Origin of the sequence: Streptomyces sp. NPDC006743 (assembly GCF_040703815.1) — a bacterium.
Taxonomy (GTDB): Bacteria; Actinomycetota; Actinomycetes; order Streptomycetales; family Streptomycetaceae; genus Streptomyces.
In genome coordinates this window covers 131,628-156,193 of sequence record NZ_JBEYJA010000014.1, presented here as the reverse complement: position 1 = coordinate 156,193, position 24,566 = coordinate 131,628, and the positions used below count along the sequence as shown (strand labels likewise).

Below are 24,566 nucleotides of genomic sequence, written 5' to 3'. Positions count from 1 at the left end.
TATCCATGATTGGATCGTGCCACTCTCCAACGAACGAGGCAAGCGGGAAAGGCCACGGCAACGGCATGCGACTGGCGGAGCTGAGCACGCGCAGCGGGGTCTCGCGGGCGACGATCAAGTACTACCTGCGGGAAGGGCTGCTGCACCCCGGCCGCCGGGTCACGACCACGGAGGCGGAGTACGACGAGGAGCACCTGCGGCGGCTGCGGCTGGTGCGCGCCCTGATCCAGGTGGGGCGGATCCCCGTGAAGTCGGCGCGTGAGGTGCTCGCCGCGCTGGCGGACGAGGACCTGGACCGCAGCCAGCGCCTCGGCACGGCCGTGTGGGCCCTGCCGCACGGCCCCGCGCCCGACGAGAGGGACCCGGCCACCGAGGCGGCCCGGCGCACCGCGGATGAACTCCTGGAGCGGATCGGCTGGTCGGCGTACGCCGAGACGAGGGGCCGGGCGAACGGCGGGGCGGACGGCGGGGCGGACGGCGGGGCGGACGGCGGGGCGCCGCTCCCGCCGGCGTACGCGATGCTGGTGACCGCGATCACCGCGCTCTCCCGGCTCGGCTATCCCTGTGCCGCCGACGACTTGGAGCCGTACGCGCGCGCGATGGAGCGGATCGCCGCCAGTGACCTGGATCTGGTGGAGCGGTACGGGACGCCCGACGAGCAGGTGGAGGCCGCCGTGGCGCTGACCGTGCTGTACGAGCCGGTGCTGCTCAGCCTGCGCCGGCTGGCGGAGGCCGAGGAGTCGCACCGCCGGTTCGACAGCAGGTGACAGGGAGGGGGGAAGAAGAAAAGGGCCCTCCCGAGGGAGGGCCCTTCTTCTGCGATGTACCCCCGACCGGATTCGAACCGGCGCTACCGCCTTGAGAGGGCGGCGTGCTAGGCCGCTACACAACGGGGGCGTGGACACTGCAGGCGTTCAATACTGCACCGCCGCAGGTCCGAGCTGGTCTACCTGGACTCGAACCAAGACTAACTGAACCAGAATCAGTCGTGCTGCCAATTACACCATAGACCAATGATGGTTTAGACCAGTCAGTACCCCCGACCGGATTCGAACCGGCGCTACCGCCTTGAGAGGGCGGCGTGCTAGGCCGCTACACAACGGGGGCCCTAGCGATCCTGCATCGAGGTCGGCGGGAGCTACCCTGACCGTCCCCGCGGGAAGGATCTGTACCCCCGACCGGATTCGAACCGGCGCTACTGCCTTGAGAGGGCAGCGTGCTAGGCCGCTACACAACGGGGGCTTTGCGGATGAGATCCGCGGGTGCAGACTGAAGCGTCTGCGAGCTGGCCTACCTGGACTCGAACCAAGACTAACTGAACCAGAATCAGTCGTGCTGCCAATTACACCATAGGCCACTGGAACGCAAGCCCCTGCGGGGTTCTTGTTCTAGTACTGCGTCCTCGGGTTTCCGGCCTTCCGGCCCGCTCCCCGCGGCGCAGGAAGAACATTACCTGAAGGTGGACGGGGCTCCAAAACGAGTATCGGCGCGCAGCAGCGCGGGCAGTTCGGAGAGGGAGGCGATGCGGCGCGGCCCGGCGGGCGGGTCCAGCGTCGCGAGGGCACCGCCGCGGTCGATCCACACCGAGAGCAACCCGGCGTCGGCGGCGCCGCGTCCGTCGATCTCCGGGTGGTCGCCGACGTACGCCACCTCGTGCGGGGGCAGGCGCAGGGCCTCGCAGGCCGCGAGGAAGGCGTCGGCCTCGGGCTTGGAGACGCCCAGCTCGGCGGCGCACAGCACGGCCTCGAAACGTTCGCGCACGCCGAGGACGCGCAGTTTGCGGTCCTGGACGAGGAGGCTGGAGTTGGACAGCACCGCGTGCCGGTGGCTGGCGGCCAGGGCGTCGAGGACGGGCAGCACGTCCGGGAAGAGCGCCCAGGCGGCCTCGTAGTGCGCCACGTAGCGGTCGAACCAGGCGTCGGCCTCGGCGTCCGTGAGGTCGCGGCCCAGGAAGACGCGGGTGCGGTCGCGCCGCTGTGTGACGAAGTCCACCTCGCCGGCCGCGAAGCGGGCCCACTGCCGGTCGGTGATCTCCCGCCAGCGCACCAGGGCCTCCTCCGCGGAGCCGTACCCGGCGAGCAGGCCCTCGGCCACCAGGTGGGCGCGCATGCCGGCGCGGTCCGCGCTCGTGTAGTCGAAGAGGGTGTCGTCCACGTCCCAGACCACCGCGCGAATGCTCATGATCCGACCGTAACGCCGGGAGGCCGCCCGCGTCCGCCGGAACGGGGAAGGGCGGCGCACCCGCGTCCGCCGGGACGGCGAAGGGACGGCGCACCCGCGTCCGCCGGGACGGCGAAGGGACGGCGCCCGGAGGTCCGGGTGCCGCCCCTTGTCTGTGCCGTGACCGGCCGGGCAGGGCCTAGGCCGCGAGCCTCGCCAGGGCCGCGTCGATCCTGGCCAGCGTCTTCTCCTGGCCCAGGACCTCCAGGGACTCGAAGAGCGGCAGGCCGACCGTGCGGCCGGTGACGGCGACGCGGACCGGGGCCTGCGCCTTGCCGAGCTTGAGGCCGTGCGCCTCACCGGCGGCCAGGACGGCCTCCTTCAGGGAGTCCGCGGACGTCCAGTCGGCCGCCTGCAGCTTCTCGCGGGCCGTGCGCAGGAGCGCGTCGCTGCCCTCCTTCATCGCCTTCGTCCAGCTCGCCTCGTCGAAGACCGGCTCGGGCAGGAAGAGGAAGTCGACGTTGTCGGTGATCTCGGAGAGCACCTTCAGGCGGGTCTGCGCGTGCGGGGCGATGGCCTGCCACTTGGCCTGGTCGAAGTCCTCCGGCGCCCAGGGGGCGAAGGGGGCGGTCAGCCAGGGCGCGCAGCGCTCGGTGAAGTCCTTCACGTCGAGCAGGCGGATGTGGTCGGCGTTGATCGCCTCGCACTTCTTGAGGTCGAAGCGGGCCGGGTTGGGGTTGACGTCCTTGACGTCGAAGGCCGCGACCATCTCCTCGACCGAGAAGACGTCCTGGTCGGCGGAGAGCGACCAGCCCAGCAGGGAGAGGTAGTTGAGCAGTCCCTCGGGCAGGAAGCCGCGCTCGCGGTACAGGTTGAGCGAGGACTGCGGGTCGCGCTTGGAGAGCTTCTTGTTGCCCTCGCCCATGACGTAGGGCAGGTGGCCGAAGGCGGGGATCTCCTTGGCGATGCCCAGCTCGATCAGCGCCTTGTACAGGGCGATCTGGCGCGGGGTGGAGGAGAGCAGGTCCTCGCCGCGCAGGACGTGGGTGATCTCCATGAGGGCGTCGTCGACCGGGTTGACGAGCGTGTACAGCGGGGCGCCGTTGGCGCGGACGATGCCGTAGTCCGGGACGTTCTCGGGGAGGTAGGTGATCTCGCCGCGCACCAGGTCGTCGAAGGTGATCGTCTCGTCGGGCATGCGGAAGCGGACGATCGGGGCGCGGCCCTCGGCCTCGTACTGCCTGACCTGCTCGGCGCTCAGCTCACGGCAGTGGCCGTCGTAGCCGGACGGCTTGCCGGCGGCGCGGGCGGCCTCGCGGCGGCTGTCCAGCTCCTCCTGGGAGCAGTAGCAGCGGTAGGCGTGGCCGGCGTCCAGGAGCTTCTGGGCGACGTCCTTGTAGAGGTCCATGCGCTGCGACTGGCGGTACGGCGCGTGCGGGCCGCCGACCTCGGGACCCTCGTCCCAGTCGAAGCCCAGCCAGCGCATCGCCTCCAGCAGCTGCTGGTACGACTCCTCGGAGTCGCGGGCCGCGTCGGTGTCCTCGATGCGGAAGACGAGGGTGCCCTGGTGGTGGCGGGCGAACGCCCAGTTGAACAGGGCGGTGCGGACCAGCCCCACGTGGGGGTTACCGGTGGGCGAGGGACAGAAACGGACACGGACTGGTGCGCTAGCCACGCTTGACAACCTTGTTGGTGAGAGTGCCGATGCCTTCGATGGTGACGGCGACCTCGTCGCCGACGCTGAGGGGGCCGACCCCTGCCGGGGTGCCCGTGAGGATCACGTCGCCGGGGAGCAGCGTCATGGCCTCGGAGATGTTGACGATCAGATCCTCGATGGGGTGGATCATCTCGCTGGTGCGGCCCAGTTGCCGCTGCTCGCCGTTGACGGTGAGCTGGATGGTCAGGTCGGCCGCGGCGGCGAGGTCGAGGTCCGTCTCCACCCAGGGGCCGAGCGGGCAGGAGCTGTCGAAGCCCTTGGCCCGGGCCCACTGCTTCTCGCGCCGCTGGACGTCGCGGGCGGTGATGTCGTTGGCGCAGGTGTAGCCGAGGATCACGTCTTGGACGCGGTCGCGCGGGACCTCGCGGCACATGCGGCCGATGACGACGGCCAGCTCGGCCTCGTGGTGCAGTTCCTCGGTGAAGGAGGGGTACTGGATGGGGTCGCCGGGGCCGATGACCGAGGTGGAGGGCTTGAAGAAGGCGAACGGGGCGTCGGGCACCTCGTTGCCGAGTTCGCGGGCGTGCTCGGCGTAGTTGCGGCCGAAGGCGACGACCTTGTTGGGCAGCACCGGCGGCAGCAGCCGCACCTTGCTCAGCGGCACCTTGGTGCCGGAGAGCTCGAAGTCCGCGAACGGGATGCCCTTGATGATGTCGAGGACGAGCTGGTCCGGCTGGTCGCCCTCGACCGCGCCGAAGGCGACGTTCCCGTCGATGGAGAACCTGGCGATGCGCACGGGTTGCTTGGCCCCTTGACTGAGCTGGCTGGAGTCTGACGCTCCAGGCTAACGCGGCGGGCGGCCCGCGCCTCGCGCATCGGGGTGCGGCACGGCAGGTGCGTACATGACGAAGGGGCGCCCCTTCGCGAGGGGGCGCCCCTGTCCCGCTGTGGCTCTCGGGCGGCTGCGCGGCTTCGTCCGGGGGCCGCCCCCCCCCGGGCGGGCGCGGTCTGCGCGGCGGCCGGCCGCGCCGTGGCCGTGAGCGGCTATTCCGCGGCCGTGGCCGCGACCGGGATCTCCATGAGGACGGTGCGCCGGGGGTTGGCGGTCTGGGCGGGCAGGGAGACGGAGTGTTCCGGCAGCTGAGGCGTCTCCAGCGCTTCGGCGTCCTCCAGGTGCGCCAGCGTGGTGCGCCGGGGGTTGGCTATGGTGCGGAACATCATCGTCGTCTTCACGGTGGTAGCAGACCTTGTCGTGTACAGGCGCCTGGAGGGCCTCGGGACCCCCGCGCGGGCGCGGGTGGGCAGTTGCACGCCTTATGTAAAGCGTCAGGCTAAACGTGCAATTCCCGGCCCACGACGTGAAGAGACCGTGATCTCCATGTGAGTTTGCTCACGGCACCCTCGACAATCCGGACAATTCCTGGCCGGGGTTGACCCCGATAAAACGGACATCAACCACCTGAAGCCGTCATTCCGCTCCCGATCATCGCGACTGGGACACCTGTGGCGGCTCATCGGCTCGTAGAGATATGTCCGGTATAGGGGAGGTCACTTTCCACATCTCGTAACCCGCTCCTCACGCGCTGTCACAGAGGTCACGGGCTGGCCCACATGCCTTGTTGGAGATCCTGCACTGTGCTGGAATGCCACGGACCGCCGCGGGATCGAGCCGGCGCGCAGGGGGCGCAACGCAGCGCCGAGTGGGCGGCGAGATAGGGGGAACCAGCGCCGGTCACTCACGACCACCGGGGAGCGTTTTCAGGGCGCTTCCCACGACGCCGACACCGCCTTTCCGCTCGCGTGGAAAGGCGCCTGGTCCAGAGGTTGCGACGCTAGTGCAGGGACGTTTCAAGAGGGATGGCAGCGCTTCGGCGGAGCCGGAGCCGCACGGCGGGACTGGCCCCAAGGCCGTCAGTTCCTCGCCCCAGCACGCCCAGAACCAGGGCCCCGCCCCGTCCGGCGACGGCGCCGCGCGCTCCGGCGGCGCAGCACCTTCGGCCTCGGCGAAGCCGGAGGCCGCCCCCGCGGCCAAGTCCGCCAAGAGCCCGGCCCCCGTCGGCCCCGGCTCCCGCGTGGCCCTGCGCAACTGGCGCATCTCCACCCGCCTGGTGTCCCTGCTCGCGCTCCCCGTGATCGCGGCCACCACCCTCGGTGCGCTGCGCATCAACCAGAACCTGGACGACATCCAGCAGCTCGACAACATGAAGCTGCTGACGGACATGACCAAGCAGGCCACCGAGCTGGCCGCCGCGCTCCAGGAGGAGCGCGACCAGTCCGCCGGCCCGCTGTCGCACCCCTCCAGCGCGAGCGCGATCACCGTCAAGGGCTTCCGGGACAAGACCGACCGGGCCACGGAGAACTTCCTCGCCGCCTCCGAGGAGATCGACAGCGCCAGCAAGGGCGGCAACCTCCAGGGTGTCCGCGAGACGCTCGTCGGCCTCGCCAGCGAGCTGAACCACCTCGGCAGCATCCGCAAGACGGCGTACGCGCACGAGAAGAACTCGACCCAGACCGTCGAGGCCTACCACCGGCTCATCACCGAGCTGCTCAGCCTCTCCCAGGACATGGCCGAGGCGACCAGCAACCCGGAGATGATCCAGCGCACCCGCGCGCTGTCCGCGTTCTCCTCCGCCAAGGAGTACGCCTCCATCCAGCGAGCCGTCATCGCCGCCGCGCTGCCCGCCAACAACACCTCCGCGGCCAACCTCTCCGAGAACGACCGGCTGTACGCGCAGTCGGCGCTCGACAGCCAGACCTCCGAGATCAACAGCTTCCGCAACATCTACGGCGACGGTGCGGAAGAGCTGATCAAGCCCATGGAGGAGGGCAACCCGACCATCCAGTCGGCGGACACCTACGCCAAGCGCGCCCTGGACAGCAGCTCGGGTCTGGACCAGCAGACCAAGCGCTCCTACCGCGACTGGGTGGACGACAGCTCGACGAAGATCGAGCAGATGAAGAAGATCGAGCACACGCTGCTCGAGGAGATGGAACAGAAGGCCCGTGAGCTGCGCAGCGCCACCGAGCGCGACGCCATCATCTCCGGTGCGCTGATCCTCCTCGTCCTCGGTGTGTCGCTGGTCGGCGCCTTCGTCGTGGCCCGCTCCATGATCCGCTCGCTGCGCCGGCTCCAGGACACCGCGACCAAGGTCGCCCAGGACCGTCTGCCCGAGCTGGTCAAGCAGCTGTCCGAGTCCGACCCGCAGGACGTCGACACGTCCGTGGAGTCGGTCGGTGTGCACTCCCGGGACGAGATCGGCCAGGTGGCCGCGGCCTTCGACGAGGTGCACCGCGAGGCGGTCCGCCTCGCCGCCGAGCAGGCCCTGCTGCGGGGCAACGTCAACGCGATGTTCACCAACCTCTCGCGCCGCTCCCAGGGCCTGATCCAGCGCCAGCTCTCGCTCATCTCCGAGCTGGAGTCCCGCGAGGCCGACCCGGACCAGCTGTCCTCGCTGTTCAAGCTCGACCACCTCGCCACCCGTATGCGCCGCAACGGCGAGAACCTCCTCGTCCTCGCGGGCGAGGAGCCGGGCCGGCGCTGGACGCGTCCGGTCCCGCTGGTCGACGTGCTGCGCGCCGCCGCCTCCGAGGTGGAGCAGTACGAGCGCATCGAGCTGGCCTCCGTGCCGACCACCGAGGTCGCCGGCCGCGTCGTCAACGACCTCGTGCACCTGCTCGCCGAGCTGCTGGAGAACGCGACCTCGTTCTCCTCGCCGCAGACCAAGGTCAAGGTCACCGGTCACGCGCTGCCCGACGGCCGCGTCCTGATCGAGATCCACGACACCGGCATCGGCCTCTCCCCCGAGGACCTCGCCGCGATCAACGAGCGGCTCGCCTCGCCGCCCACCGTGGACGTCTCCGTCTCCCGCCGCATGGGCCTCTTCGTGGTCGGCCGGCTCTCCCAGCGGCACGGCATCCGCATCCAGCTGCGTCCGTCGGACTCCGGCGGTACGACGGCGCTCGTCATGCTGCCGGTGGACGTCGCCCAGGGCGGCAAGAAGCCGGCCCCCGGCAAGCCCGGCGGCCCGTCCGCGGGCGGCCCGGCGGCAGCGGCCGCCGCGGCGGGCGCGGCGGCGGCGCGGCGCCAGAACGGCCAGCAGGGCGGTCCGGCCCTCGGCGCGGGCGCGCCTGCGGGCGGCTCGGGCCGGCTCGGCCCGGGTGCCCAGCGTGGTCAGGTCGGGGCCGGCCAGGGTCCGCGGGCCGCGCTGCCCGGTACGGGCGGCCGTCCGGGCGGTCCCGCCGGTCCGGGCGGAGCGCGCGGGCCGCAGGGTCCGGGCCTGCCGCAGCAGGGCCGGCCCCAGCAGGGCCGTCCGGAACCGGCGGGTGCCGGGTCCGGCTTCGGCGGACGCGCACCGGGCGGGCCGCAGGGTCTTCAGGCCGCGGGCCCCGGTGCCCCCCAGGGCTTCGGCGACCAACGGCAGGGCGACGGACGGCAGGCCTTCGGTGAGGGTCAGCAGCCGGGCGGCGGCCGTGCGGGCTCCGGCGGTCCCCAGGGCTTCGGCGACGGACGGCAGGGCGAGGGGCGTCCCGGTTCCGGCGACGGCCGGCGCACCGGCGAACAGCAGCAGCAGGGCTTCGCGGACGGCGGCCGGACGGACGTCTTCGGCGGCGGACGCGGCGGGCTGCCCCCGCGGCGGGCTGAGGGCGGCGAACAGGGCAGGCAGCCGCAGCTGCCGTCGCGCGGTGGTCCGCGCGCGGAGCTGCCGGGCGGCAACCCGCAGCCGCGGACGCCGAGTTGGGGCAACGAGAACACGGCAGGGCCGGCCGCCCTCGACACTCCGCGCGGTCACGACGAGGCGGAGCAGGCGCAGACCTCCCGCATGCCGCGCATCGAGGACCACCAGGGTCCGGGTGCCACGGCGGAGATGCCGGTGCTCCCCGGTCCGGAGGGCCGTCAGGCTCCCGGCGCGGCGGACCCGGCGGGCTTCGCCCGGCCCGGTTTCGACGCGCGGCGCCCGCAGGCGAACGACCCGCAGTCCACCGGGCAGTTCCCGGCACCGACCGGGGACGCCGGGCAGAACACGGGTTCGTTCGTCCGCTCGGACATCTTCGGCCAGGCGGCGCCCACCCCGCAGAACCCGGGGCAGCGCAACGCGCCGGGTGCGGCACCGGGCAACCCGTCGGACACGGGCCAGTTCGCCGCCCCGCAGAGCTACGACAACGGCTCCACCGGCCAGTTCCCCACCGCGCAGGGCTACGACAACGGCACCACGGGCCAGTTCGCCGCCCCCCAGGGCTACGACAACGGCACCACGGGCCAGTTCCCCACCGCGCAGGGCTACGACAACGGCACCACCGGCCAGTTCGCCACCTCGCAGGGCTATGACAACGGCACCACGGGCCAGTTCACCGCCCCGCAGGGCTACGACAACGGCACCACGGGCCAGTTCCCGCAGGCCGGTCAGGACGGTGCGGGCCGGCCTTCGCTGCCGGGCCGTCAGGACCCGTCGGCCACCGGTCAGTTCGAGCGTCCCCAGCCGTCCGGGCCGGCCGACTTCGGCGCCCCGCGCCCGCCGGCCCCGCAGCAGCAGCGGCCCGACGAGCAGCGCGCTCAGGGCGACGGGTGGGCGCTGCCGCCGGCCGCGGGCCCGGGCGACGGCCGCACGCCGCTGTACGACACCCTGGAGACCAACTGGTTCCGCGGCGAACAGCAGCAGGCGGGCTCCCAGCCCCCGCAGCCGCAGGCCCCGCAGGCGCCCGCGGCCCCCCAGGCACCTTCCGCCCCCCAGCGTCCCGCAACCTCCGCCTGGCGCAGCTCGCCGAACGACGAACTCGTCCGGCAGGCAGAACGCGTACGGCAGCCGGCCGCGGGCGGCGTCACCACCTCCGGCCTGCCGCGCCGGGTGCCCAGGGCGAACCTCGTCCCGGGCACGGCTCAGCAGCAACAGCACCAGAACGGTCCGCAGGTCTCGCGTTCGCCCGACGACGTACGCGGCCGGCTGACCAATCTCCGTCGGGGCATCGCACAGGGTCGTCAGGCCGGTACCGGCCAGACGGGCAGCTTCCCGAGCCCCACTCACCAGCAGGAGCGTTAGTTGAGCCCGATGAGCCAGGCGGCACAGAACCTCAACTGGTTGATCACCAACTTCGTGGACAACACCCCGGGGGTGTCCCACACCGTCGTGGTGTCCGCGGACGGACTTCTTCTGGCGATGTCCGAAGGCTTCCCGCGTGACCGCGCCGACCAGCTCGCAGCCGTCGCGTCCGGCCTCACCTCGCTGACCGCCGGGGCGTCCCGGATCTTCGAGGGCGGCAACGTGGCGCAGACGGTCGTGGAGATGGAGCGCGGCTTTCTGTTCCTGATGTCCATCTCGGACGGGTCGTCCCTCGCGGTACTGGCCCACCCGGAGTGCGACATCGGCCTCGTCGGCTACGAGATGGCGCTGCTCGTCGACCGCGCGGGGGCCGTCCTCACGCCCGACCTGCGCGCCGAACTACAGGGCAGTCTGCTCCACTGACCGGCCCCGGCACCACCCGCGTCACCAAATCACCGTCCGGCCGCCACAATCCCCCCACCGGCCCCGTCCGACGGCTTGCCCGACCGACTTGCTGTCCCGCCCGGAGGATTCATGACCCCGCCCACCGCCCATCATGATCCGTACGCCGAGCCGTACGGGGACGAGGGCGACCAGCCGCTGGTTCGTCCGTACGCGATGACCGGCGGCCGGACCCGGCCGCGCTACCAGCTCGCCATCGAGGCGCTGATCAGCACCACGGCCGACCCGGCAGCGCTGATGGGACTGCTCCCGGAGCACCAGCGGATCTGCCATCTGTGCCGCGAGGTGAAATCCGTCGCCGAGGTGTCGGCGCTCCTGGCGATGCCGCTGGGTGTGGCGCGGATCCTCGTCGCGGACCTGGCCGAGGCCGGTCTGGTGGCCATCCACCAGCCGGGCGGCGACGAGAACAACGGCGGCGCACCGGATGTGACGCTGCTCGAAAGGGTGCTCAGTGGACTTCGCAAGCTCTGACGGGGGCCGGGCCACCACCTCCGCGAAGATCGTGGTGGCGGGTGGTTTCGGCGTCGGCAAGACGACCTTCGTCGGTGCCGTCTCGGAGATCAACCCGCTGCGCACCGAGGCCGTGATGACGTCCGCCTCGGCGGGCATCGACGACCTCACGCACACCGGGGACAAGACCACCACCACGGTGGCCATGGACTTCGGCCGCATCACCCTCGACCAGGACCTGATCCTGTACCTGTTCGGCACGCCCGGCCAGGACCGCTTCTGGTTCATGTGGGACGACCTGGTGCGCGGCGCGATCGGCGCGGTGGTGCTCGTGGACACCCGGCGCCTGGCCGACTGCTTCCCCGCGGTCGACTACTTCGAGAACAGCGGGCTGCCGTTCGTCATCGCCCTCAACGGCTTCGACGGCCAGCAGCCGTACACGCCGGACGAGGTCCGCGAGGCGCTGCAGATCGGGCCCGACGCACCGATCATCACCACCGACGCCCGGCACCGCACGGACGCCAAGTCGGCGCTGATCACGCTGGTCGAGCACGCGCTCATGGCCCGGCTGAGGTAACACCGGGACACATTTCGCATAGCGCCCAAGTCGGCAGGGCTGTACGGCAGTTGCCGTAGACGCACCGGAGCCGGCTGTGTCCTTGGACACGGCCGGCCCCGGTGTTCATAACGTTTCGGCAGAGGAATCGGGTGGCACCGCCACGCGTCGCACACATGTGGTCTCGCTGCGCACATGAGCGTCCCGCCATTTGACGCGGCTCGCTCTTTATGACCGTTTTATCTGGGACTTACATCACTTCGAATCGGTGGTTTCCACTGTTTGGAAGAGCGCATGTCGGCGTGCTGGAATGCCTGAACTGCCCCATGGTCGAAGACGTACTCATCGGTACCCCGGTTCCCTCCGGTCCTGATGTCCGTCCGCGCCGGACGGGGCTCTGAGACACTGCGGCACAACAGTTGGGTGCCGGCCGCCGAGAGGTTGTTGGTCGAGTGAGGCGAAGCAAGAACGGCCCCGAGCCGTCGGCACGGGGCAACTTCACCCCGCCGCAGCGCGGCGCGGCGCCGGCACACGTGCCCGGTTCGGAGCCGGCCGACACTCCCCCGCCGAGCGGCGGGCGCCTCTCCCCGCGCAACTGGCGGGTGCCCACCCGGCTGAACGCGATCCTGCTCATACCCGTGCTGGTCGGCCTCGTCATGGGCGGCTTCCAGGTCAAGAGCTCCATCGACACCTGGCAGGACGCCCAGGACGCCGAGAACACCGCACGCCTGGTACGGGCCTCGCTGACCTACGCCAACGCCCTCTACAACGAGCGCGACACCAGCGCCGCTCCCCTGCTCCAGGGCAAGGGTGCGAACGACTCGGCCGTCGCCCAGGCCCGGCACCTCACCGACCAGGCCGCCGACGCCTTCGACAAGGCCGCCGAGAACATGCCGCACAAGGCCGGCCTGGAGCGCCGGCTGAAGCTGTTCCGGGAGACCGAGCCGCAGCTGCGGTCGCTGCGCGCCGCCGCGTACACCTCCAAGCTGAACGGCGTGCAGACCGAGGAGGGCTACGTCCAGGTCGCGCACCCGCTGATGGAGTTCGCCAACGAGCTGGGCCTGGGCACCGGCAACATCACCTCCTACGGCCGCACGGTCTACGCCATCTCCCTGACCAAGGCGGCCCTGTCGCTGGAACGCTCGATCGGCATGCACCTGCTGATCAAGCCGGGTCCGGACGACGGCAACCTGGCCAGCCAGCGCATCGCACTGTCCTCCTACGCCTACCTGGAGAACATCGCCGTCGAGGAGTACCTCGGCGGCGGCACCCAGGCCGACGCGGACAAGCTGGACGCGCAGAAGAAGGACATCCAGACCAGGGCCGCGGAGATGGCGCAGGACGCCAAGGGCAAGGACGCCGGCTACGTGCCCCCGCCGTCCGACCCGCAGAAGATGGTCACGGCGCTCGCCACGCTGAAGGACACCGGTCCCGCCACCCGCCAGGCGCTGGCCGCCAAGGGCGTCACCGCGCAGAACTGGTGGGCCGTCAACACCCTCAAGTTCGACGCCTACCGCAAGATCGAGTCGGACATGGCCGACACCGCGGTGGACGAGGCCGCCGGCATCGCCGACGACGCCAAGCAGTCGACGTTCATCACCGGTGCCGTCGTCGTCGTCGCCCTGCTCGCCGCCTTCCTCCTGGCCGGCCTGGTGGCCCGCCAGATGAGCCGCTCCATGCGCCGGCTGCGCAACGCCGCCTTCGGCATCGCCGAGCAGCGCCTGCCGATGCTGGTCGACCAGCTCTCCCGCACCGACCCCGGCCGGGTCGACACCCGGGTCGCGCCGATCCCGATCACCTCGACCGACGAGATCGGCGAAGTCGCCCGCGCCTTCGACCAGGTGCACCGCGAGGCCGTCCGGCTCGCCGCCGAGCAGGCCCTGCTGCGGGGCAACATCAACGCCATCTTCACCAACCTCTCGCGCCGCAACCAGTCGCTGATCGAGGGCCAGCTGACCCTGATCACCGACCTGGAGAACAACGAGGCCGACCCCGACCAGCTGGAGAACCTCTTCCGCCTGGACCACCTGGCCACCCGTATGCGCCGCAACGGCGAGAACCTCCTGGTCCTCGCGGGCGAGGAGCCCGGCCGCCGCTGGGACCAGCCGGTCCCGCTGGTGGACGTGCTGCGCGCCGCCTCCTCCGAGGTGGAGCAGTACGAGCGCATCGAGCTGTCCGGTGTCCCGGAGGCGGAGATCCACGGCCGGTCCGTCACCGACCTCGTGCACCTGCTGGCCGAGCTGCTGGAGAACGCCACCACGTTCTCCTCGCCGCAGACCAAGGTCCGCGTCACCGCGACCCGGCTGCCGGACGGCCGGGTCATGGTCGAGATCCACGACAAGGGCATCGGCCTGACCGCCGAGGACTTCGCGGACATCAACCACAAGCTGGCCAACCCGCCCACCGTGGACGTCGCGATCTCCCAGCGCATGGGCCTGTTCGTGGTCGGCCGCCTCGCCGACCGGCACGGCATCCGGGTCCAGCTGCGCCCCTCGGGCGAGCAGGCCGGAACCACCTCGCTGGTCATGCTGCCCGACGCCATCACGCACGGCGGCGGCGGCGAACAGGGCGTGGACGGCGGCGAGTTCACCGTGCCGCAGATCATCCCCGAGCAGCAGTTCCAGGGTGAGGGCTTCGGCGGCAGCCAGCTTCCACCGATGCGCACGGCCGCGGAACTCGGCTTCGACGACAGCCGCTACGGCGAGGTGCCCGACGACATCCGGGACCTCGACCCGGTCGGCCGTTCCCTCAAGCGCGAGGAGCGCCGGGCGACCCTGGAGGCCCAGACGCCGGACCAGGCGGCCGCTCCCGGGGCGCCCGCCCACGCCGACGACACCACCGGCCGGCAGCCGGCGTACGACACCGGACAGCAGCAGCCGTACGGCGCCGGGCAGCAGCAGGCGTACGACACGGGACAGCAGCCGTACGACACCGGTGGGACGGTCTTCCCCGCGCAGCAGCCCGGTTACGACCAGCGCACGGCCTACGACGAGCAGCAGCAGACGGCGTACGAGCCGCAGGGGCAGCCGTCGTACGAGCAGACGTACTACGCGCCGGACGGCGGGGTGCCGCGAAACGGCGGGTACGCCACGGACGCCGGCTACCCGGACCCGGCCGCCTACGCGGAGCCGGGGCAGCAGGAGCAGGCGGGCGCCGCCGCCGACCCGTACGCCGGTTTCCAGGCCCAGCCCTACCAGGACGACTGGCCGCAGGCGGACGGCTATCCGAACAACTACGCGGACCAGTACGCTCCGCAAGCGGAATCGGCGCAGGCCACTGACGGGCGGGACGCTCAAGCCGTAGGCTTCGACGGACCGGACCCGGCCTCCCCGGCCGGCCACGAGCTGACCGACGCCGGCCTGCCGCGCCGCGGCTCCCCGGCCGGCGGTGCGAACGGCACGGGGCCCGCGCCCCGTCAGACGCCGGACCCGGCCGCCGGCGGCAACGACGGCAGCGGCGGCAGCGGCTGGCGTTCGGCCAACGACGAGCGGTGGCAGCAGGCCTCGCAGCTCAAGAAGCCCAAGGCGGGCGGGGTCACCTCCTCCGGCCTGCCGCGCCGGGTGCCCAAGGCCAACCTGGTCGAGGGCACCGCGGAATCGACCCCGCAGGGCGGCCCACAGGTCTCCCGCGCCCCCGAGGACGTCCGGGGCAGGTTGAGCAACCTGCGCCAGGGCGTACAGCGGGGACGCAGCGCAGGAAGTGAAAAGAACGGCCAGGCCACAAGGAATGAACACAGTGGTCCTGACAGCACCTACAACCAGGAGCGTTAGTGTGAGCCCGATGAGCCAGGCGGCACAGAACCTGAACTGGTTGATCACCAACTTCGTGGACAACACCCCCGGGGTGTCCCACACGGTGGTGGTCTCCGCCGACGGACTCCTTCTGGCGATGTCCGAAGGCTTCCCCCGCGACCGTGCCGACCAGCTCGCGGCCGTCGCCTCCGGTCTGACGTCGCTGACCGCGGGTGCCTCGCGCATCTTCGAGGGCGGCAGCGTGAACCAGACGGTTGTGGAGATGGAGCGGGGATTCCTCTTCATCATGTCCATCTCCGACGGTTCGTCCCTCGCCGTACTTGCCCACCCTGAAGCGGACATCGGTCTCATCGGGTACGAAATGGCCCTTCTGGTGGATCGCGCGGGCACGGTCCTGACCCCGGACCTGCGCGCCGAACTCCAGGGAAGCCTTCTCAACTGAAAGACAGACGGTGCGTCGCGGTGTCCCGGGGCCGTAAGGTTTCGGGACGCGGCTTCCACTCGGTTGGGTGCCCGGCGCAGTCGGAGGAGGAGTAAGAGTGGCAACACACCCAGGCGGTTCGTCCTCGGGCAACTGGTCGTACGGCCCCGCGCAGGGCCACGGCGACGGCCAGGCGAACCCGTACGCCTACCCCTCCCCCTACCACCAGCAGCCGTACGCCCCGCAGGGTCCCGGCCCTTCGCCGTACGACCAGCCGCCGGCACCGCGCATCCAGCCGGTGCAGCCGCAGCGACGCACCCCTGAGCCGGCGCCCGCGGCGTCGAACAACCCGCTGGTCCGCCCGTACGCCATGACGGGCGGCCGCACCAGGCCCCGGTACCAGCTCGCCATCGAGGCCCTGGTGCACACCACCGCGCAACCGCACCAGATGCAGGGCCAGTTGCCCGAACATCAGCGGATCTGCCATCTGTGCCGCGAGATCAAGTCGGTGGCCGAGATCTCGGCCCTGCTGACGATTCCTCTCGGCGTGGCCAGGATCCTCGTCGCCGACTTGGCGGAGGCGGGCCTGGTCGCCATCCATCAGCCCGGCGGCGACGAGAACGCCGGCGGCCAGCCAGACGTGACACTGCTCGAAAGGGTGCTCAGTGGACTTCGCAAGCTCTAGCGGAGGGCCGGTTTCTCAGAGTCGCTCCACCACCTCCGCGAAGATCGTGGTGGCGGGCGGCTTCGGCGTGGGCAAGACCACGTTCGTCGGCGCCGTCTCGGAGATCAACCCGCTGCGCACAGAGGCCGTCATGACGTCTGCGTCGGCGGGCATCGACGACCTCACCCACACCGGGGACAAGACCACCACCACGGTGGCCATGGACTTCGGCCGCATCACCCTCGACCAGGACCTGATCCTCTACCTGTTCGGCACGCCCGGCCAGGACCGCTTCTGGTTCATGTGGGACGACCTGGTGCGCGGCGCGATCGGCGCCGTCGTGCTGGTCGACACGAGGAGGCTCGCCGACTGCTTCCCCGCCGTCGACTACTTCGAGAACAGCGGGCTGCCGTTCGTCATCGCCCTCAACGGATTCGACGGCAACCAGCCCTACGGTCCCGACGAGGTCCGCGAGGCCCTGCAGATCGGCCCGGACACCCCGATCATCACCACCGACGCCCGCCACCGCGCGGACGCCAAGTCGACGCTGATCACGCTGGTCGAGCACGCACTCATGGCCCGGCTGCGGTAGCCGCACGGCGCGAGACGACGACGAAGGGTCCCTCTCCCGGGAGAGGGACCCTTCGTCGTCGTGCGGGTCAGTGCCAGCTGTGCGGGGCGCGGAAGCCGTTCTCGCGCTCCAGGCGGCGCCAGCGGGCCCGGGGGCGGCCGTGGTGGGCCGGGGCGGTCTCGGCGGGGCGGGCCGCCGCGCGGGCCAGGAGTATGGCCGTCAGGGCGGCGACTTCCTCGGGCTCGGCGTGGCCCTTCTCGACGCGGATGTCAGGCATGTCCATGGGTGTGGTCTCCGTGGCTGAGGGGTCCGCGGGACGACCGCGGCACGGCCGCCGGGTGAGGGCGGCCGTCGCGGTCACTGCGGCGGGTTGCCGTGCTTGCGGGAGGGCAGGTCGGCGTGTTTGGTGTGCAGCATCGCCAGCGAGCGGATGAGGACCTCCCGGGTCTCGGACGGGTCGATGACGTCGTCCACGAGACCGCGCTCGGCGGCGTAGTAGGGGTGCATCAGCTCGGCCTTGTACTCCTTGACCATCTTCTGCCGCATGGCCTCGGGGTCGGGAGCGTCGGCGATCTGACGGCGGAAGATGACGTTGGCCGCGCCCTCCGCGCCCATCACCGCGATCTCGTTGGTCGGCCAGGCGTACGTCAGGTCCGCGCCGATCGACTGGGAGTCCATCACGATGTACGCACCTCCGTACGCCTTGCGCAGGATCAGCGAGATCCGCGGCACCGTGGCGTTGCAGTACGCGTACAACAGCTTCGCGCCGTGCCGGATGATCCCGCCGTGCTCCTGGTCGACACCGGGGAGGAACCCCGGCACGTCCAGCAGAGTGACGATCGGAATGTTAAAAGCGTCACACATCTGGACAAAGCGCGCAGCTTTTTCGCTCGCCTCGATGTCGAGGACACCGGCGAGGACCTGCGGCTGGTTGGCGATGAGGCCGACGACCTGGCCGTCCATCCGGGCCAGCGCGCAGACGATGTTGCGCGCCCAGCGCTCGTGGACCTCCAGGTACTCGCCGTCGTCGACGATCTCCTCGATCACCTTGGTCATGTCGTACGGCCGGTTGCCGTCGGCCGGGACCAGGTCGAGGAGCACGTCGGAGCGGCGGTCGGCGGGGTCGGAGCACTCCACGCGGGGCGGGTTCTCGCGGTTGTTCTGCGGGAGCAGGGAGAGGAGGTAGCGGACCTCGGCGATGCAGGTCTCCTCGTCGTCGTAGGCGAAGTGGCACACGCCCGACGTCTCGGCGTGCACGTCCGCGCCGCCCAGCCCGTTCTGCGTGATCTCCTCGCCCGTGACGGCCTTGACCACGTCCGGACCGGTGATGAACATCTGCGAGGTCTCACGGACCATGAACACGAAGTCCGTCAGCGCCGGGCTGTAGGCCGCACCGCCCGCGCACGGGCCGAGCATCACGCTGATCTGCGGGATGACGCCGGACGCCTTCGTGTTGCGCTGGAAGATGCCGCCGTACCCGGCCAGCGCCGAGACGCCTTCCTGGATGCGGGCGCCCGCGCCGTCGTTCAGCGACACCAGCGGCGCACCCGCCGCGATCGCCATGTCCATGATCTTGTGGATCTTCGTCGCGTGCGCCTCGCCCAGCGCGCCGCCGAAGATCCGGAAGTCGTGGGCGTACACGAAGACCGTACGGCCCTCCACCGTGCCCCAGCCGGTGACCACACCGTCGGTGTACGGCTTCTTGGACTCCAGGCCGAAGCCGGACGCCCGGTGCCGGCGCAGCTGCTCGACCTCCTGGAAGGACCCCGCGTCCAGGAGCAGCTCGATCCGCTCCCGCGCCGTCAGCTTGCCCTTCGCGTGCTGCGCCGCGGTCGCCTTCTCGCTCGGCCCCGCCACCGCCTGCGCACGGATCCCGTGCAGCTCGGCGACCCGGCCGCGCGCGTCAGCCGGCTCGCCGGTGGGCTCACCCGTCGTCTCTTCCAAAACGGTCATGTAGCGACCTTACGAAGGACACCAAGGAAAGCGAGCCGTCGACTCCGTACAGTCTCCGGCCCGTTTTCCTGGTACCACTGAACAGAACCTGGGCGCCGTGCAGCCTTTCCGACTGCTCAGAGGGGATCGGCGTTGTAGAGGTCACACAAAGTCAGGGTGCGAGAGCCACCTCACATTCGTGGGTGGCACATGCCTTCCCCGGAGTGACACGCAGACCCAGATGGGTGCCTCGCCGGACCACCTCGACGGTGTCGTCGGCCCGCAGCACGCGGTGCGCCGGACGGCCCCGGGTGTCCCAGACGATCTCCAGCGGCTCGCCGGTGCGCGGCGGCTCGCTCACGCAGAGCGTAGCGGTACGGCCCTGACGGCGGACCAGCACACTGGCGCCCGCCGACGCGGTGAGGGGTCCTACCGTACCGGCCTGCCAGAAGGTGGCGGCGAGCAGGCCGAGCGAGGGCACGGAGATCCCCTGGCCGCCGGCGTCGTTGGCGAGGACTGTCGTCCAGTGCCGGTCGGCGGCGCGCGCGGCGACGGCCCGCCGGGAGGCGCCGGGCATGAGGACGTACGCGCAGGAGGCGTCGGCCGGGTCGGTGCCGTGGTCGATCCAGAGGGTCTGCCAGCGCCGGGTGCGGCGCTCGGGCGAGCTGGTGGTGTTGATGTCGGACCAGGCGCCCGTGCGGTCCTCGCGCAGCGCCTTCAGCTCCGGGCGGCCGGCCCGGGGGCCGTGGCCGGTGGCGGGGAGCACCCAGCCGCCGTGCCCCTCCAGATGGGCCCAGCCGTCCCCGCGGACGAAGGCCTGGGTGCCGCCCTCCCCCAGGTTGCGGTTGTCGACGACGGTCTCGACCGGCACGCCGTCGGCGCAGGTGATCCCGGCGGTCAGGCAGATGACGGCGTCGTCGGTGAAGAACCAGGACTTGCGCGCTTCCAGTGTGGAGCCGAGCCCTTTGACGTGCTGTCCGATCGCCGCGTACGTGCCGTCGGTGGTGCCGCCGACCCAGCGGACGCCGGGGCGGGAGGCGCCCCACTCGCCGCCCGCGCGGTCGGCGAGGCGCTTGGTGGAGACGGTGGTGCCGGGCAGCCGGTACCAGTCGACGGTCGGCCAGAACCAGTCCGTGTACTGGTCGGTGGGCTCGCCCGCCGCCCACCACAGGAGCATGCCGGCGCCGGTGTGCCAGCCGCGCGGGTTCTCGCCGTTGCCGCACTCGTAGTAGGTGATGCGGTCGCTGGCCATGGAGAGGCCGGCGGTGAAGCGGGGGCGACGGTGGACGGCGCGGTCCATGGCCGGGAACAGGCGGTGGCCCAGTGGTTCGGGGGCGGCGGCGACGGGCGAGTCGGCGACCGCGTGCAGCCGGGCGAGGTCGGCTACGTCGAACTGGGGGGCGGTGAGGAGGGGAGTGCCGGTGTCCCGTTCGATCCAGCCCTTCACGCGCGCGTGCCAGCGCTCGCGTTCGGCCGGGCTCGCGCCCTCGGCGAGCAGGGCGATGGCGGCGATCAGTCCCTGCCCGTGGAAGTGGTCGCTGCGCAGGACGTGCCGGTCGTCGCCGGTGAGGTGACCCCGGCTGATCGCGCGGCCGTTGACGCTGTCCATCACGAGTCCGTCGTGGATGAGCGGGGCGTAGGCGTGCTCGACGCTGTCGAGGATGTTCTGCCGGTTCGGGTCGGTGACCTCCCAGGGGGACCCGGCCAGCAGCGCGAAGAGCCGGCCGAGCCCGTCGAGCATGACCTGGCCGTACGTTCCCGAGTAGGCGACGTCGGTGTGCTGGACGAACGACCCGTCGGCGTAGAGCCCGTCGCCGGTGGTGACGTACGGGAAGACGGGCGAGAGGGCGTCCCGAGCAAGCGCGATCTTCTCCGGCGACCGGCCGAGGACCCCGCGCAGGGCGACGCTGCGGCACAGGTCGACGCGGTTGGCGCCGGTGGAGGTGCCGGAGTAGTCGCGCAGCACCGCGTCCGGGACGAAGTGGTCGACGGCGGCGCAGGCGGCGGCGAGCCGGGCGGCGCTCAGGTGGTCGTGGAGGGCGGCCGTGATGTCCATGAGCAGGCGCGGGCTGCCGATCTGCCACTCCCACCAGTTGCCGTAGGGCGTGGTGCCGGGGTGGTAGACGGTGGCGGAGAGGTGGTCGAGGCCGCGCAGCACGTCCGCGAGGAGGGCGGGGTCGCCGGTGGAGCCGGTGCCGGGCTGGACGTGGGCCCGGGCCATGGTCCACAGCCTGCCGTAGGAGGCCGTGACGCCGGAGGGCGGATCGAAGGGGAGGCCGGGCCACAGGGAGGCGGGGGCCGGGGCCATGGCGGCCTGGAAGCCGCGGGCCAGCCGGCCGGTCTCGGCGAGCCGGGAGGCGTAGGGCTCGGCGGCGGGGTCGTAGCCGCTGCCGAGGGCGATGGCGAGCCAGCGGGCGCGCAGGGCGTCGAAGGGGTCGTCGGTCGCGCCGGGGGCGCCCTGCGTGCCGAGCGCCGCGGCGGGGGCGGTGCCGGCCGCGAGGAGGGCGGCGGTGAGCAGGAGCGTGCGGCGGGTGGGTCGTACGAAGGCTCCGGGGGCGGGGGTCCCTTGCTGATGCTTCGTCATGGGGACTGGTTAGTCGCGGGCCGGGCGTCCGTCAACGGTGCCGGGCCCCGCGGACGGTGGCGGCGCGGTGCCGCCGCCGCCCGCGGGACGGGCACGGCCTGCCGGGTCAGCAGCCGCCGCAGTTGTAGTAGAGGACGTCCCAGTGGTTGCCCTCGTCGGCGTAGATGTTGCCGGAGCCGGACTTGTACTGCGGGGCTCCGTCGCCGCGCAGGCCGATGTAGGTGAAGGCGTTCTTGATGTAGCTGGTCACGCAGGTGTTCTTGCCGTAGTCGAGCTTGTACCCGTTCCAGTGGGAGTAGGTGCCCGAGGCGTGGCCGGTCTCGGTGCCGCCCGTGATGTTCAGGGCGCAGCCGCTGGCGCTCTTGAGGGTCTGGGCGCCCTGGGCGGTGGGGAGGTTGAGCTGGTCGAAGGACGTACAGGTCGGGTTGTTGCGGTCCGAGCAGTTGCCGGAGGAGGACCAGGTGATGCCCGACTGGCGGAACATCCCGGTCGCGGTGGCGTGGCTGATCTTGGTGACGGCGAAGGCGTCGGTCGCGGTGCCGACGACGGCGACGCCGGGGGCGACGACGAGGGCGAGAGCGGTGACGACGGCACGGGCCTTGGCGGCCTTCATGGGAACCCCTTCCTGCGGTGGGCCGGGCTTGCTGTGCGACGGCTGTGCAGGTGGTGCACGCCGATGGTGCCCGAGGTCTACGCGCGTTCGCCAGAGGGCGTCCGGCGTGACCGTGCGTGAGCCGGAAAACACGCCGCGAATGATGTTGAAAGTTGAACGGAATGGGGCTACTGTCGTCCCTGTTGGCTCTAGTTGAACATTCAACGTCCTCGGCGTTCCCCCTTGACGCCGAGCGCACCCCGTCCCCAAGGAGCACGCCATGGGCATCTTCGGCCGCAAGAACGACACCGAGACCACCGCCACCGCGTCCGTCCCGGCCCCCGCCGCGGCGCCCGAGACGGCCGCGCTGACCGGCGAGTACACGATCGACCCCGCGCACTCCACGCTCGGGTTCGTCGCGCGGCACGCCATGGTCACCAACGTCAAGGGCGCCTTCACGGACTTCACGGGCACCCTGCACCTGGACGGCACCGACCCGTCGAAGTCCACGGCCACGCTCGACATCACGATGGACAGCATCGACACCGGCAACGCGGACCGCGACGGGCACCTCAAGAGCGCGGACTTCTTCAAGACCGACGAGTTCCCGACGATGACCTTCCGCTCCACCGCGGCCGAGTCCCTGGGCGGCGACGACTACCGCATCACCGGCGACCTCTCCATCCTCGGCGTCACCAAGCCGATCAGCATCGACCTGGAGTTCAACGGCGCGGCCAAGGACCCCTTCGGCAACGAGCGCGTCGGCTTCGAGGGCAAGGCCGAGATCCTGCGCTCCGAGTGGGGCCTGACCTGGAACGCGGCGCTGGAGACGGGCGGCGTCCTGGTCTCCGACAAGATCAAGCTCAACTTCGACATCTCGGCGATCAAGCAGGGCTGAGCGCTCCCCGGGAACCGTCTCGCGGGCCACCGCGGAGGGTCCCGGGCAGGTGACGAAAACTGACGGGAACTTTCCGGCGGGGAACTGTTATCCGGTTCCCCTCCCCCGGTCTCCCAGGCATCGGACATCATCGACCGACGCCGAGGGACAGGGAATTTCTCGTATGAGCACACCGCACCCGGTGGACCCGGCCGCCCTGGTGACCCTGGTGACCGCCGCCCGCGAGGGCGACCCGGCGGCCCAGGACACCCTGGTCGGCGCGTATCTGCCGCTGGTCTACAACGTCGTGGGCCGGGCGCTGAACGGCTCCGTGGACGTCGACGACGTCGTGCAGGACACCATGCTGCGGGCCCTGGACGGGCTGGACTCACTGCGGGACCCCGCGAGTTTCCGCTCCTGGCTGGTGGCGATCGCGATGAACCGGGTCCGGGCGCACTGGCAGGACCGGCAGGCCGCCCCGCACGCCGTGGAGGACGCCGGCGAGGTCGCCGACCCGGGGGGCGACTTCGTCGACCTGACCATGGTCCGGCTGCAACTGTCCGGCCAGCGGCAGGAGACGGCGCGGGCCACCCGCTGGCTGGAGCCCGACGACCGGGCGCTGCTGTCGCTGTGGTGGCTGGAGTGCGCGGGTGAACTGACCCGCGCGGAGGTCGCCGCGGCGCTGCGGCTGTCCCCGCAGCACACGGCGGTGCGCGTCCAGCGGATGAAGGCGCAGCTGGAAGCCGCCCGGGTGGTCGTCCGGGCGCTCGACTCCCGGCCGCGCTGCGCGGAGCTGAGCGGCGTCCTGGCGGCGGGCTGGGACGGCCGTCCGTCCGCCCTGTGGCGCAAGCGCATAGCCCGGCACGCGCGCGCGTGCGTGCACTGCGCGGGCCTGTGGAGCGGCCTGATGCCCGCCGAAGGACTGCTGGCGGGGCTCGCGCTGGTCCCGGTGCCGGTGGCGCTGCTGTCGCACCTACGCCCCGGTTTCGACGGTGCGCCCGCCGGCTACGCGCCCCCGGCCACGTCCGCGTCCGGCCCGGCAGCGTCCCCCGCCTCCGCCTCCGCCCGGTCCGGCGGCCGGGCCGCCGCCCGCAGCGCGGCCCGCCGTCGTCGCGGCCGGCGACGGGCGGCGGGCGCGGCGGCCGTGGCCGCCTGTGTGGCGGGCGCCGGCCTCTGGTACTTCGGCGGCGGTCCGGGCACGGCGGCCCAGGACGCCGGCGACACGGCGGTACGCACCCCGGTCACGCCGGTCACCGGCCTGGCCGCACCGGCGACCCACCCCGCCACGACCGCGCCGACGTCACCGTCCGCCTCCCCCTCCCCCACCGCCTCCGCCTCGCCGTCGAAGAGCCCGAGCGCGTCCAACAGCCCCCGCAGGCACCGGAGTACGCCCTCGCCCACGTCGAAGCAGCCGCACCGGCCGACCCGTACCGCCCCCGCCACGCACCCGGCGCCGCCCGCCCCGGCGGGCACCGTGGCCCAGGTCGTCGCCCTGGTCAACAAGGAGCGGGCGAAGGCGGGTTGCGGTCCCCTCACCGAGGACCCGCAGCTCGACGCGGCCGCCCAGGGCCTCTCCGACGACATGGCCGCGCGCGACTTCTTCGACCACACCGACCCCGACGGCAAGGACCCGGGCCGGCGCATCACCGCCGCCGGTTACCGCTGGTCCGCCTACGGCGAGAACATCGCCCGCGGCCAGCAGACCCCGGCGTCGGTGATGGACTCCTGGATGCACAGCCCAGGCCACCGCGCCAACATCCTCAACTGCTCCTTCAAGAACATCGGCGTCGGCGTCCACAAGGGCTCCGGCGGACCGTGGTGGACGCAGGACTTCGGCGCGAAGATGTAGGCGC

The 24,566-nt window shown here is 71.6% G+C and carries 19 protein-coding genes and 5 tRNA genes; 11 read left to right on the top strand and 13 right to left on the bottom strand.

Annotated features, from left to right (window positions below):
- The first annotated feature begins 65 nt into the window (after window positions 1-65).
- Complete coding sequence (locus ABZ719_RS15120; protein WP_366725633.1) at window positions 66-767, top strand: MerR family transcriptional regulator; 702 nt, start codon at window positions 66-68, stop codon at window positions 765-767.
- Window positions 768-824: 57 nt separating this feature from the next.
- Here the strand turns inward: ABZ719_RS15120 and ABZ719_RS15115 are convergent.
- The 9 genes from ABZ719_RS15115 to ABZ719_RS15075 all read right to left on the bottom strand — a co-directional run bounded on the left by ABZ719_RS15115 (window position 825) and on the right by ABZ719_RS15075 (window position 5,050).
- Window positions 825-897: transfer RNA gene (locus ABZ719_RS15115), tRNA-Glu, on the bottom strand.
- Window positions 898-941: 44 nt separating this feature from the next.
- A tRNA-Gln gene (locus tag ABZ719_RS15110) sits at window positions 942-1,013 on the bottom strand.
- A gap of 21 nt (window positions 1,014-1,034) precedes the next feature.
- Window positions 1,035-1,107: transfer RNA gene (locus ABZ719_RS15105), tRNA-Glu, on the bottom strand.
- A 62-nt stretch (window positions 1,108-1,169) separates the two neighbouring features.
- Window positions 1,170-1,242, bottom strand: a tRNA-Glu gene (locus ABZ719_RS15100).
- Between the two features lie 43 nt (window positions 1,243-1,285).
- A tRNA-Gln gene (locus tag ABZ719_RS15095) sits at window positions 1,286-1,357 on the bottom strand.
- Between the two features lie 92 nt (window positions 1,358-1,449).
- Window positions 1,450-2,181 carry an HAD family hydrolase gene (locus tag ABZ719_RS15090; RefSeq protein ID WP_366725632.1) on the bottom strand — a complete coding sequence of 244 codons (732 nt, stop codon included), beginning with the start codon at window positions 2,179-2,181 and terminating at the stop codon, window positions 1,450-1,452.
- 178 nt (window positions 2,182-2,359) lie between these two features.
- The gene (gene gltX / locus ABZ719_RS15085) at window positions 2,360-3,844 is read right to left on the bottom strand and encodes a glutamate--tRNA ligase (protein ID WP_366725631.1); all 1,485 of its coding nucleotides are present in this window, start codon (window positions 3,842-3,844) and stop codon (window positions 2,360-2,362) included.
- Window positions 3,828-4,613 (bottom strand): fumarylacetoacetate hydrolase family protein, encoded by a 786-nt coding sequence (locus ABZ719_RS15080; RefSeq protein WP_366725630.1) that lies wholly within the window; start codon window positions 4,611-4,613, stop codon window positions 3,828-3,830. Before ABZ719_RS15080 ends, gltX begins: the two co-directional genes overlap by 17 nt.
- 248 nt (window positions 4,614-4,861) lie before the next feature.
- Entirely contained in the window at window positions 4,862-5,050 is a 189-nt protein-coding gene (locus ABZ719_RS15075; RefSeq protein WP_366725629.1) for a hypothetical protein, read from the bottom strand.
- Window positions 5,051-5,652: 602 nt separating this feature from the next.
- Here ABZ719_RS15075 and ABZ719_RS15070 point away from each other — a divergent pair.
- The 8 genes from ABZ719_RS15070 (at window position 5,653) to ABZ719_RS15035 (ending at window position 16,749) form a co-directional block, all read left to right on the top strand.
- Window positions 5,653-9,852 (top strand): nitrate- and nitrite sensing domain-containing protein, encoded by a 4,200-nt coding sequence (locus ABZ719_RS15070; RefSeq protein ID WP_366725628.1) that lies wholly within the window; start codon window positions 5,653-5,655, stop codon window positions 9,850-9,852.
- 9 nt (window positions 9,853-9,861) lie between these two features.
- Window positions 9,862-10,275 (top strand): roadblock/LC7 domain-containing protein, encoded by a 414-nt coding sequence (locus ABZ719_RS15065; RefSeq protein ID WP_030382516.1) that lies wholly within the window; start codon window positions 9,862-9,864, stop codon window positions 10,273-10,275.
- A 111-nt stretch (window positions 10,276-10,386) separates the two neighbouring features.
- Window positions 10,387-10,785: a DUF742 domain-containing protein gene (locus ABZ719_RS15060; protein WP_009190816.1), complete on the top strand. Its 399-nt coding sequence runs from the start codon at window positions 10,387-10,389 to the stop codon at window positions 10,783-10,785.
- Window positions 10,766-11,341 (top strand): ATP/GTP-binding protein, encoded by a 576-nt coding sequence (locus tag ABZ719_RS15055; protein ID WP_037858010.1) that lies wholly within the window; start codon window positions 10,766-10,768, stop codon window positions 11,339-11,341. Before ABZ719_RS15060 ends, ABZ719_RS15055 begins: the two co-directional genes overlap by 20 nt.
- Before the next feature lie 431 nt (window positions 11,342-11,772).
- On the top strand, window positions 11,773-15,090 hold the full coding sequence (locus ABZ719_RS15050) for a nitrate- and nitrite sensing domain-containing protein (RefSeq protein ID WP_366725627.1): 3,318 nt from the start codon (window positions 11,773-11,775) through the stop codon (window positions 15,088-15,090).
- Window positions 15,091-15,100: 10 nt separating this feature from the next.
- A complete protein-coding gene (locus tag ABZ719_RS15045) occupies window positions 15,101-15,514 on the top strand; it encodes a roadblock/LC7 domain-containing protein (protein ID WP_004983065.1) in 414 nt (137 codons plus the stop codon).
- Window positions 15,515-15,611: 97 nt separating this feature from the next.
- Window positions 15,612-16,178 carry a DUF742 domain-containing protein gene (locus ABZ719_RS15040; protein ID WP_037858013.1) on the top strand — a complete coding sequence of 189 codons (567 nt, stop codon included), beginning with the start codon at window positions 15,612-15,614 and terminating at the stop codon, window positions 16,176-16,178.
- Window positions 16,159-16,749: an ATP/GTP-binding protein gene (locus ABZ719_RS15035; RefSeq protein ID WP_037858015.1), complete on the top strand. Its 591-nt coding sequence runs from the start codon at window positions 16,159-16,161 to the stop codon at window positions 16,747-16,749. Before ABZ719_RS15040 ends, ABZ719_RS15035 begins: the two co-directional genes overlap by 20 nt.
- Window positions 16,750-16,816: 67 nt before the next feature.
- Here the strand turns inward: ABZ719_RS15035 and ABZ719_RS15030 are convergent, their stop codons facing one another.
- The 4 genes from ABZ719_RS15030 to ABZ719_RS15015 all read right to left on the bottom strand — a co-directional run bounded on the left by ABZ719_RS15030 (window position 16,817) and on the right by ABZ719_RS15015 (window position 21,857).
- Window positions 16,817-17,011, bottom strand: coding sequence for an acyl-CoA carboxylase epsilon subunit (locus tag ABZ719_RS15030; protein ID WP_366725626.1), 195 nt, complete (start codon window positions 17,009-17,011; stop codon window positions 16,817-16,819).
- Window positions 17,012-17,085: 74 nt separating this feature from the next.
- On the bottom strand, window positions 17,086-18,681 hold the full coding sequence (locus ABZ719_RS15025; RefSeq protein WP_366725625.1) for an acyl-CoA carboxylase subunit beta: 1,596 nt from the start codon (window positions 18,679-18,681) through the stop codon (window positions 17,086-17,088).
- Between the two features lie 151 nt (window positions 18,682-18,832).
- The gene (locus tag ABZ719_RS15020; RefSeq protein WP_366725624.1) at window positions 18,833-21,244 is read right to left on the bottom strand and encodes a polysaccharide lyase 8 family protein; all 2,412 of its coding nucleotides are present in this window, start codon (window positions 21,242-21,244) and stop codon (window positions 18,833-18,835) included.
- Between the two features lie 106 nt (window positions 21,245-21,350).
- Complete coding sequence (locus tag ABZ719_RS15015) at window positions 21,351-21,857, bottom strand: hypothetical protein (protein WP_366725623.1); 507 nt, start codon at window positions 21,855-21,857, stop codon at window positions 21,351-21,353.
- Between the two features lie 259 nt (window positions 21,858-22,116).
- Between ABZ719_RS15015 and ABZ719_RS15010 the strand changes: the two genes are divergently transcribed.
- Together ABZ719_RS15010 and ABZ719_RS15005 are read left to right on the top strand one after the other, a co-directional pair.
- Complete coding sequence (locus tag ABZ719_RS15010; protein WP_366725622.1) at window positions 22,117-22,734, top strand: YceI family protein; 618 nt, start codon at window positions 22,117-22,119, stop codon at window positions 22,732-22,734.
- Between the two features lie 163 nt (window positions 22,735-22,897).
- Window positions 22,898-24,562, top strand: coding sequence for a sigma-70 family RNA polymerase sigma factor (locus ABZ719_RS15005; RefSeq protein ID WP_366725621.1), 1,665 nt, complete (start codon window positions 22,898-22,900; stop codon window positions 24,560-24,562).
- Window positions 24,563-24,566: the final 4 nt, after the last annotated feature.

Excerpts from the sequence above, each read along its gene's own strand:
- ABZ719_RS15120 (WP_366725633.1), top strand. The coding sequence starts at position 66 with ATGCGACTGGCGGAGCTGAGCACGCGCAGCGGGGTCTCGCGGGCGACG.
- ABZ719_RS15090 (WP_366725632.1), bottom strand. The coding sequence starts at position 2,181 with ATGAGCATTCGCGCGGTGGTCTGGGACGTGGACGACACCCTCTTCGAC.
- ABZ719_RS15065 (WP_030382516.1), top strand. The coding sequence starts at position 9,862 with ATGAGCCAGGCGGCACAGAACCTCAACTGGTTGATCACCAACTTCGTG.
- ABZ719_RS15060 (WP_009190816.1), top strand. The coding sequence starts at position 10,387 with ATGACCCCGCCCACCGCCCATCATGATCCGTACGCCGAGCCGTACGGG.
- ABZ719_RS15045 (WP_004983065.1), top strand. The coding sequence starts at position 15,101 with ATGAGCCAGGCGGCACAGAACCTGAACTGGTTGATCACCAACTTCGTG.
- ABZ719_RS15030 (WP_366725626.1), bottom strand. The coding sequence starts at position 17,011 with ATGGACATGCCTGACATCCGCGTCGAGAAGGGCCACGCCGAGCCCGAG.
- ABZ719_RS15025 (WP_366725625.1), bottom strand. The coding sequence starts at position 18,681 with ATGACCGTTTTGGAAGAGACGACGGGTGAGCCCACCGGCGAGCCGGCT.
- ABZ719_RS15020 (WP_366725624.1), bottom strand. The coding sequence starts at position 21,244 with ATGACGAAGCATCAGCAAGGGACCCCCGCCCCCGGAGCCTTCGTACGA.
- ABZ719_RS15015 (WP_366725623.1), bottom strand. The coding sequence starts at position 21,857 with ATGAAGGCCGCCAAGGCCCGTGCCGTCGTCACCGCTCTCGCCCTCGTC.
- ABZ719_RS15010 (WP_366725622.1), top strand. The coding sequence starts at position 22,117 with ATGGGCATCTTCGGCCGCAAGAACGACACCGAGACCACCGCCACCGCG.
- ABZ719_RS15005 (WP_366725621.1), top strand. The coding sequence starts at position 22,898 with ATGAGCACACCGCACCCGGTGGACCCGGCCGCCCTGGTGACCCTGGTG.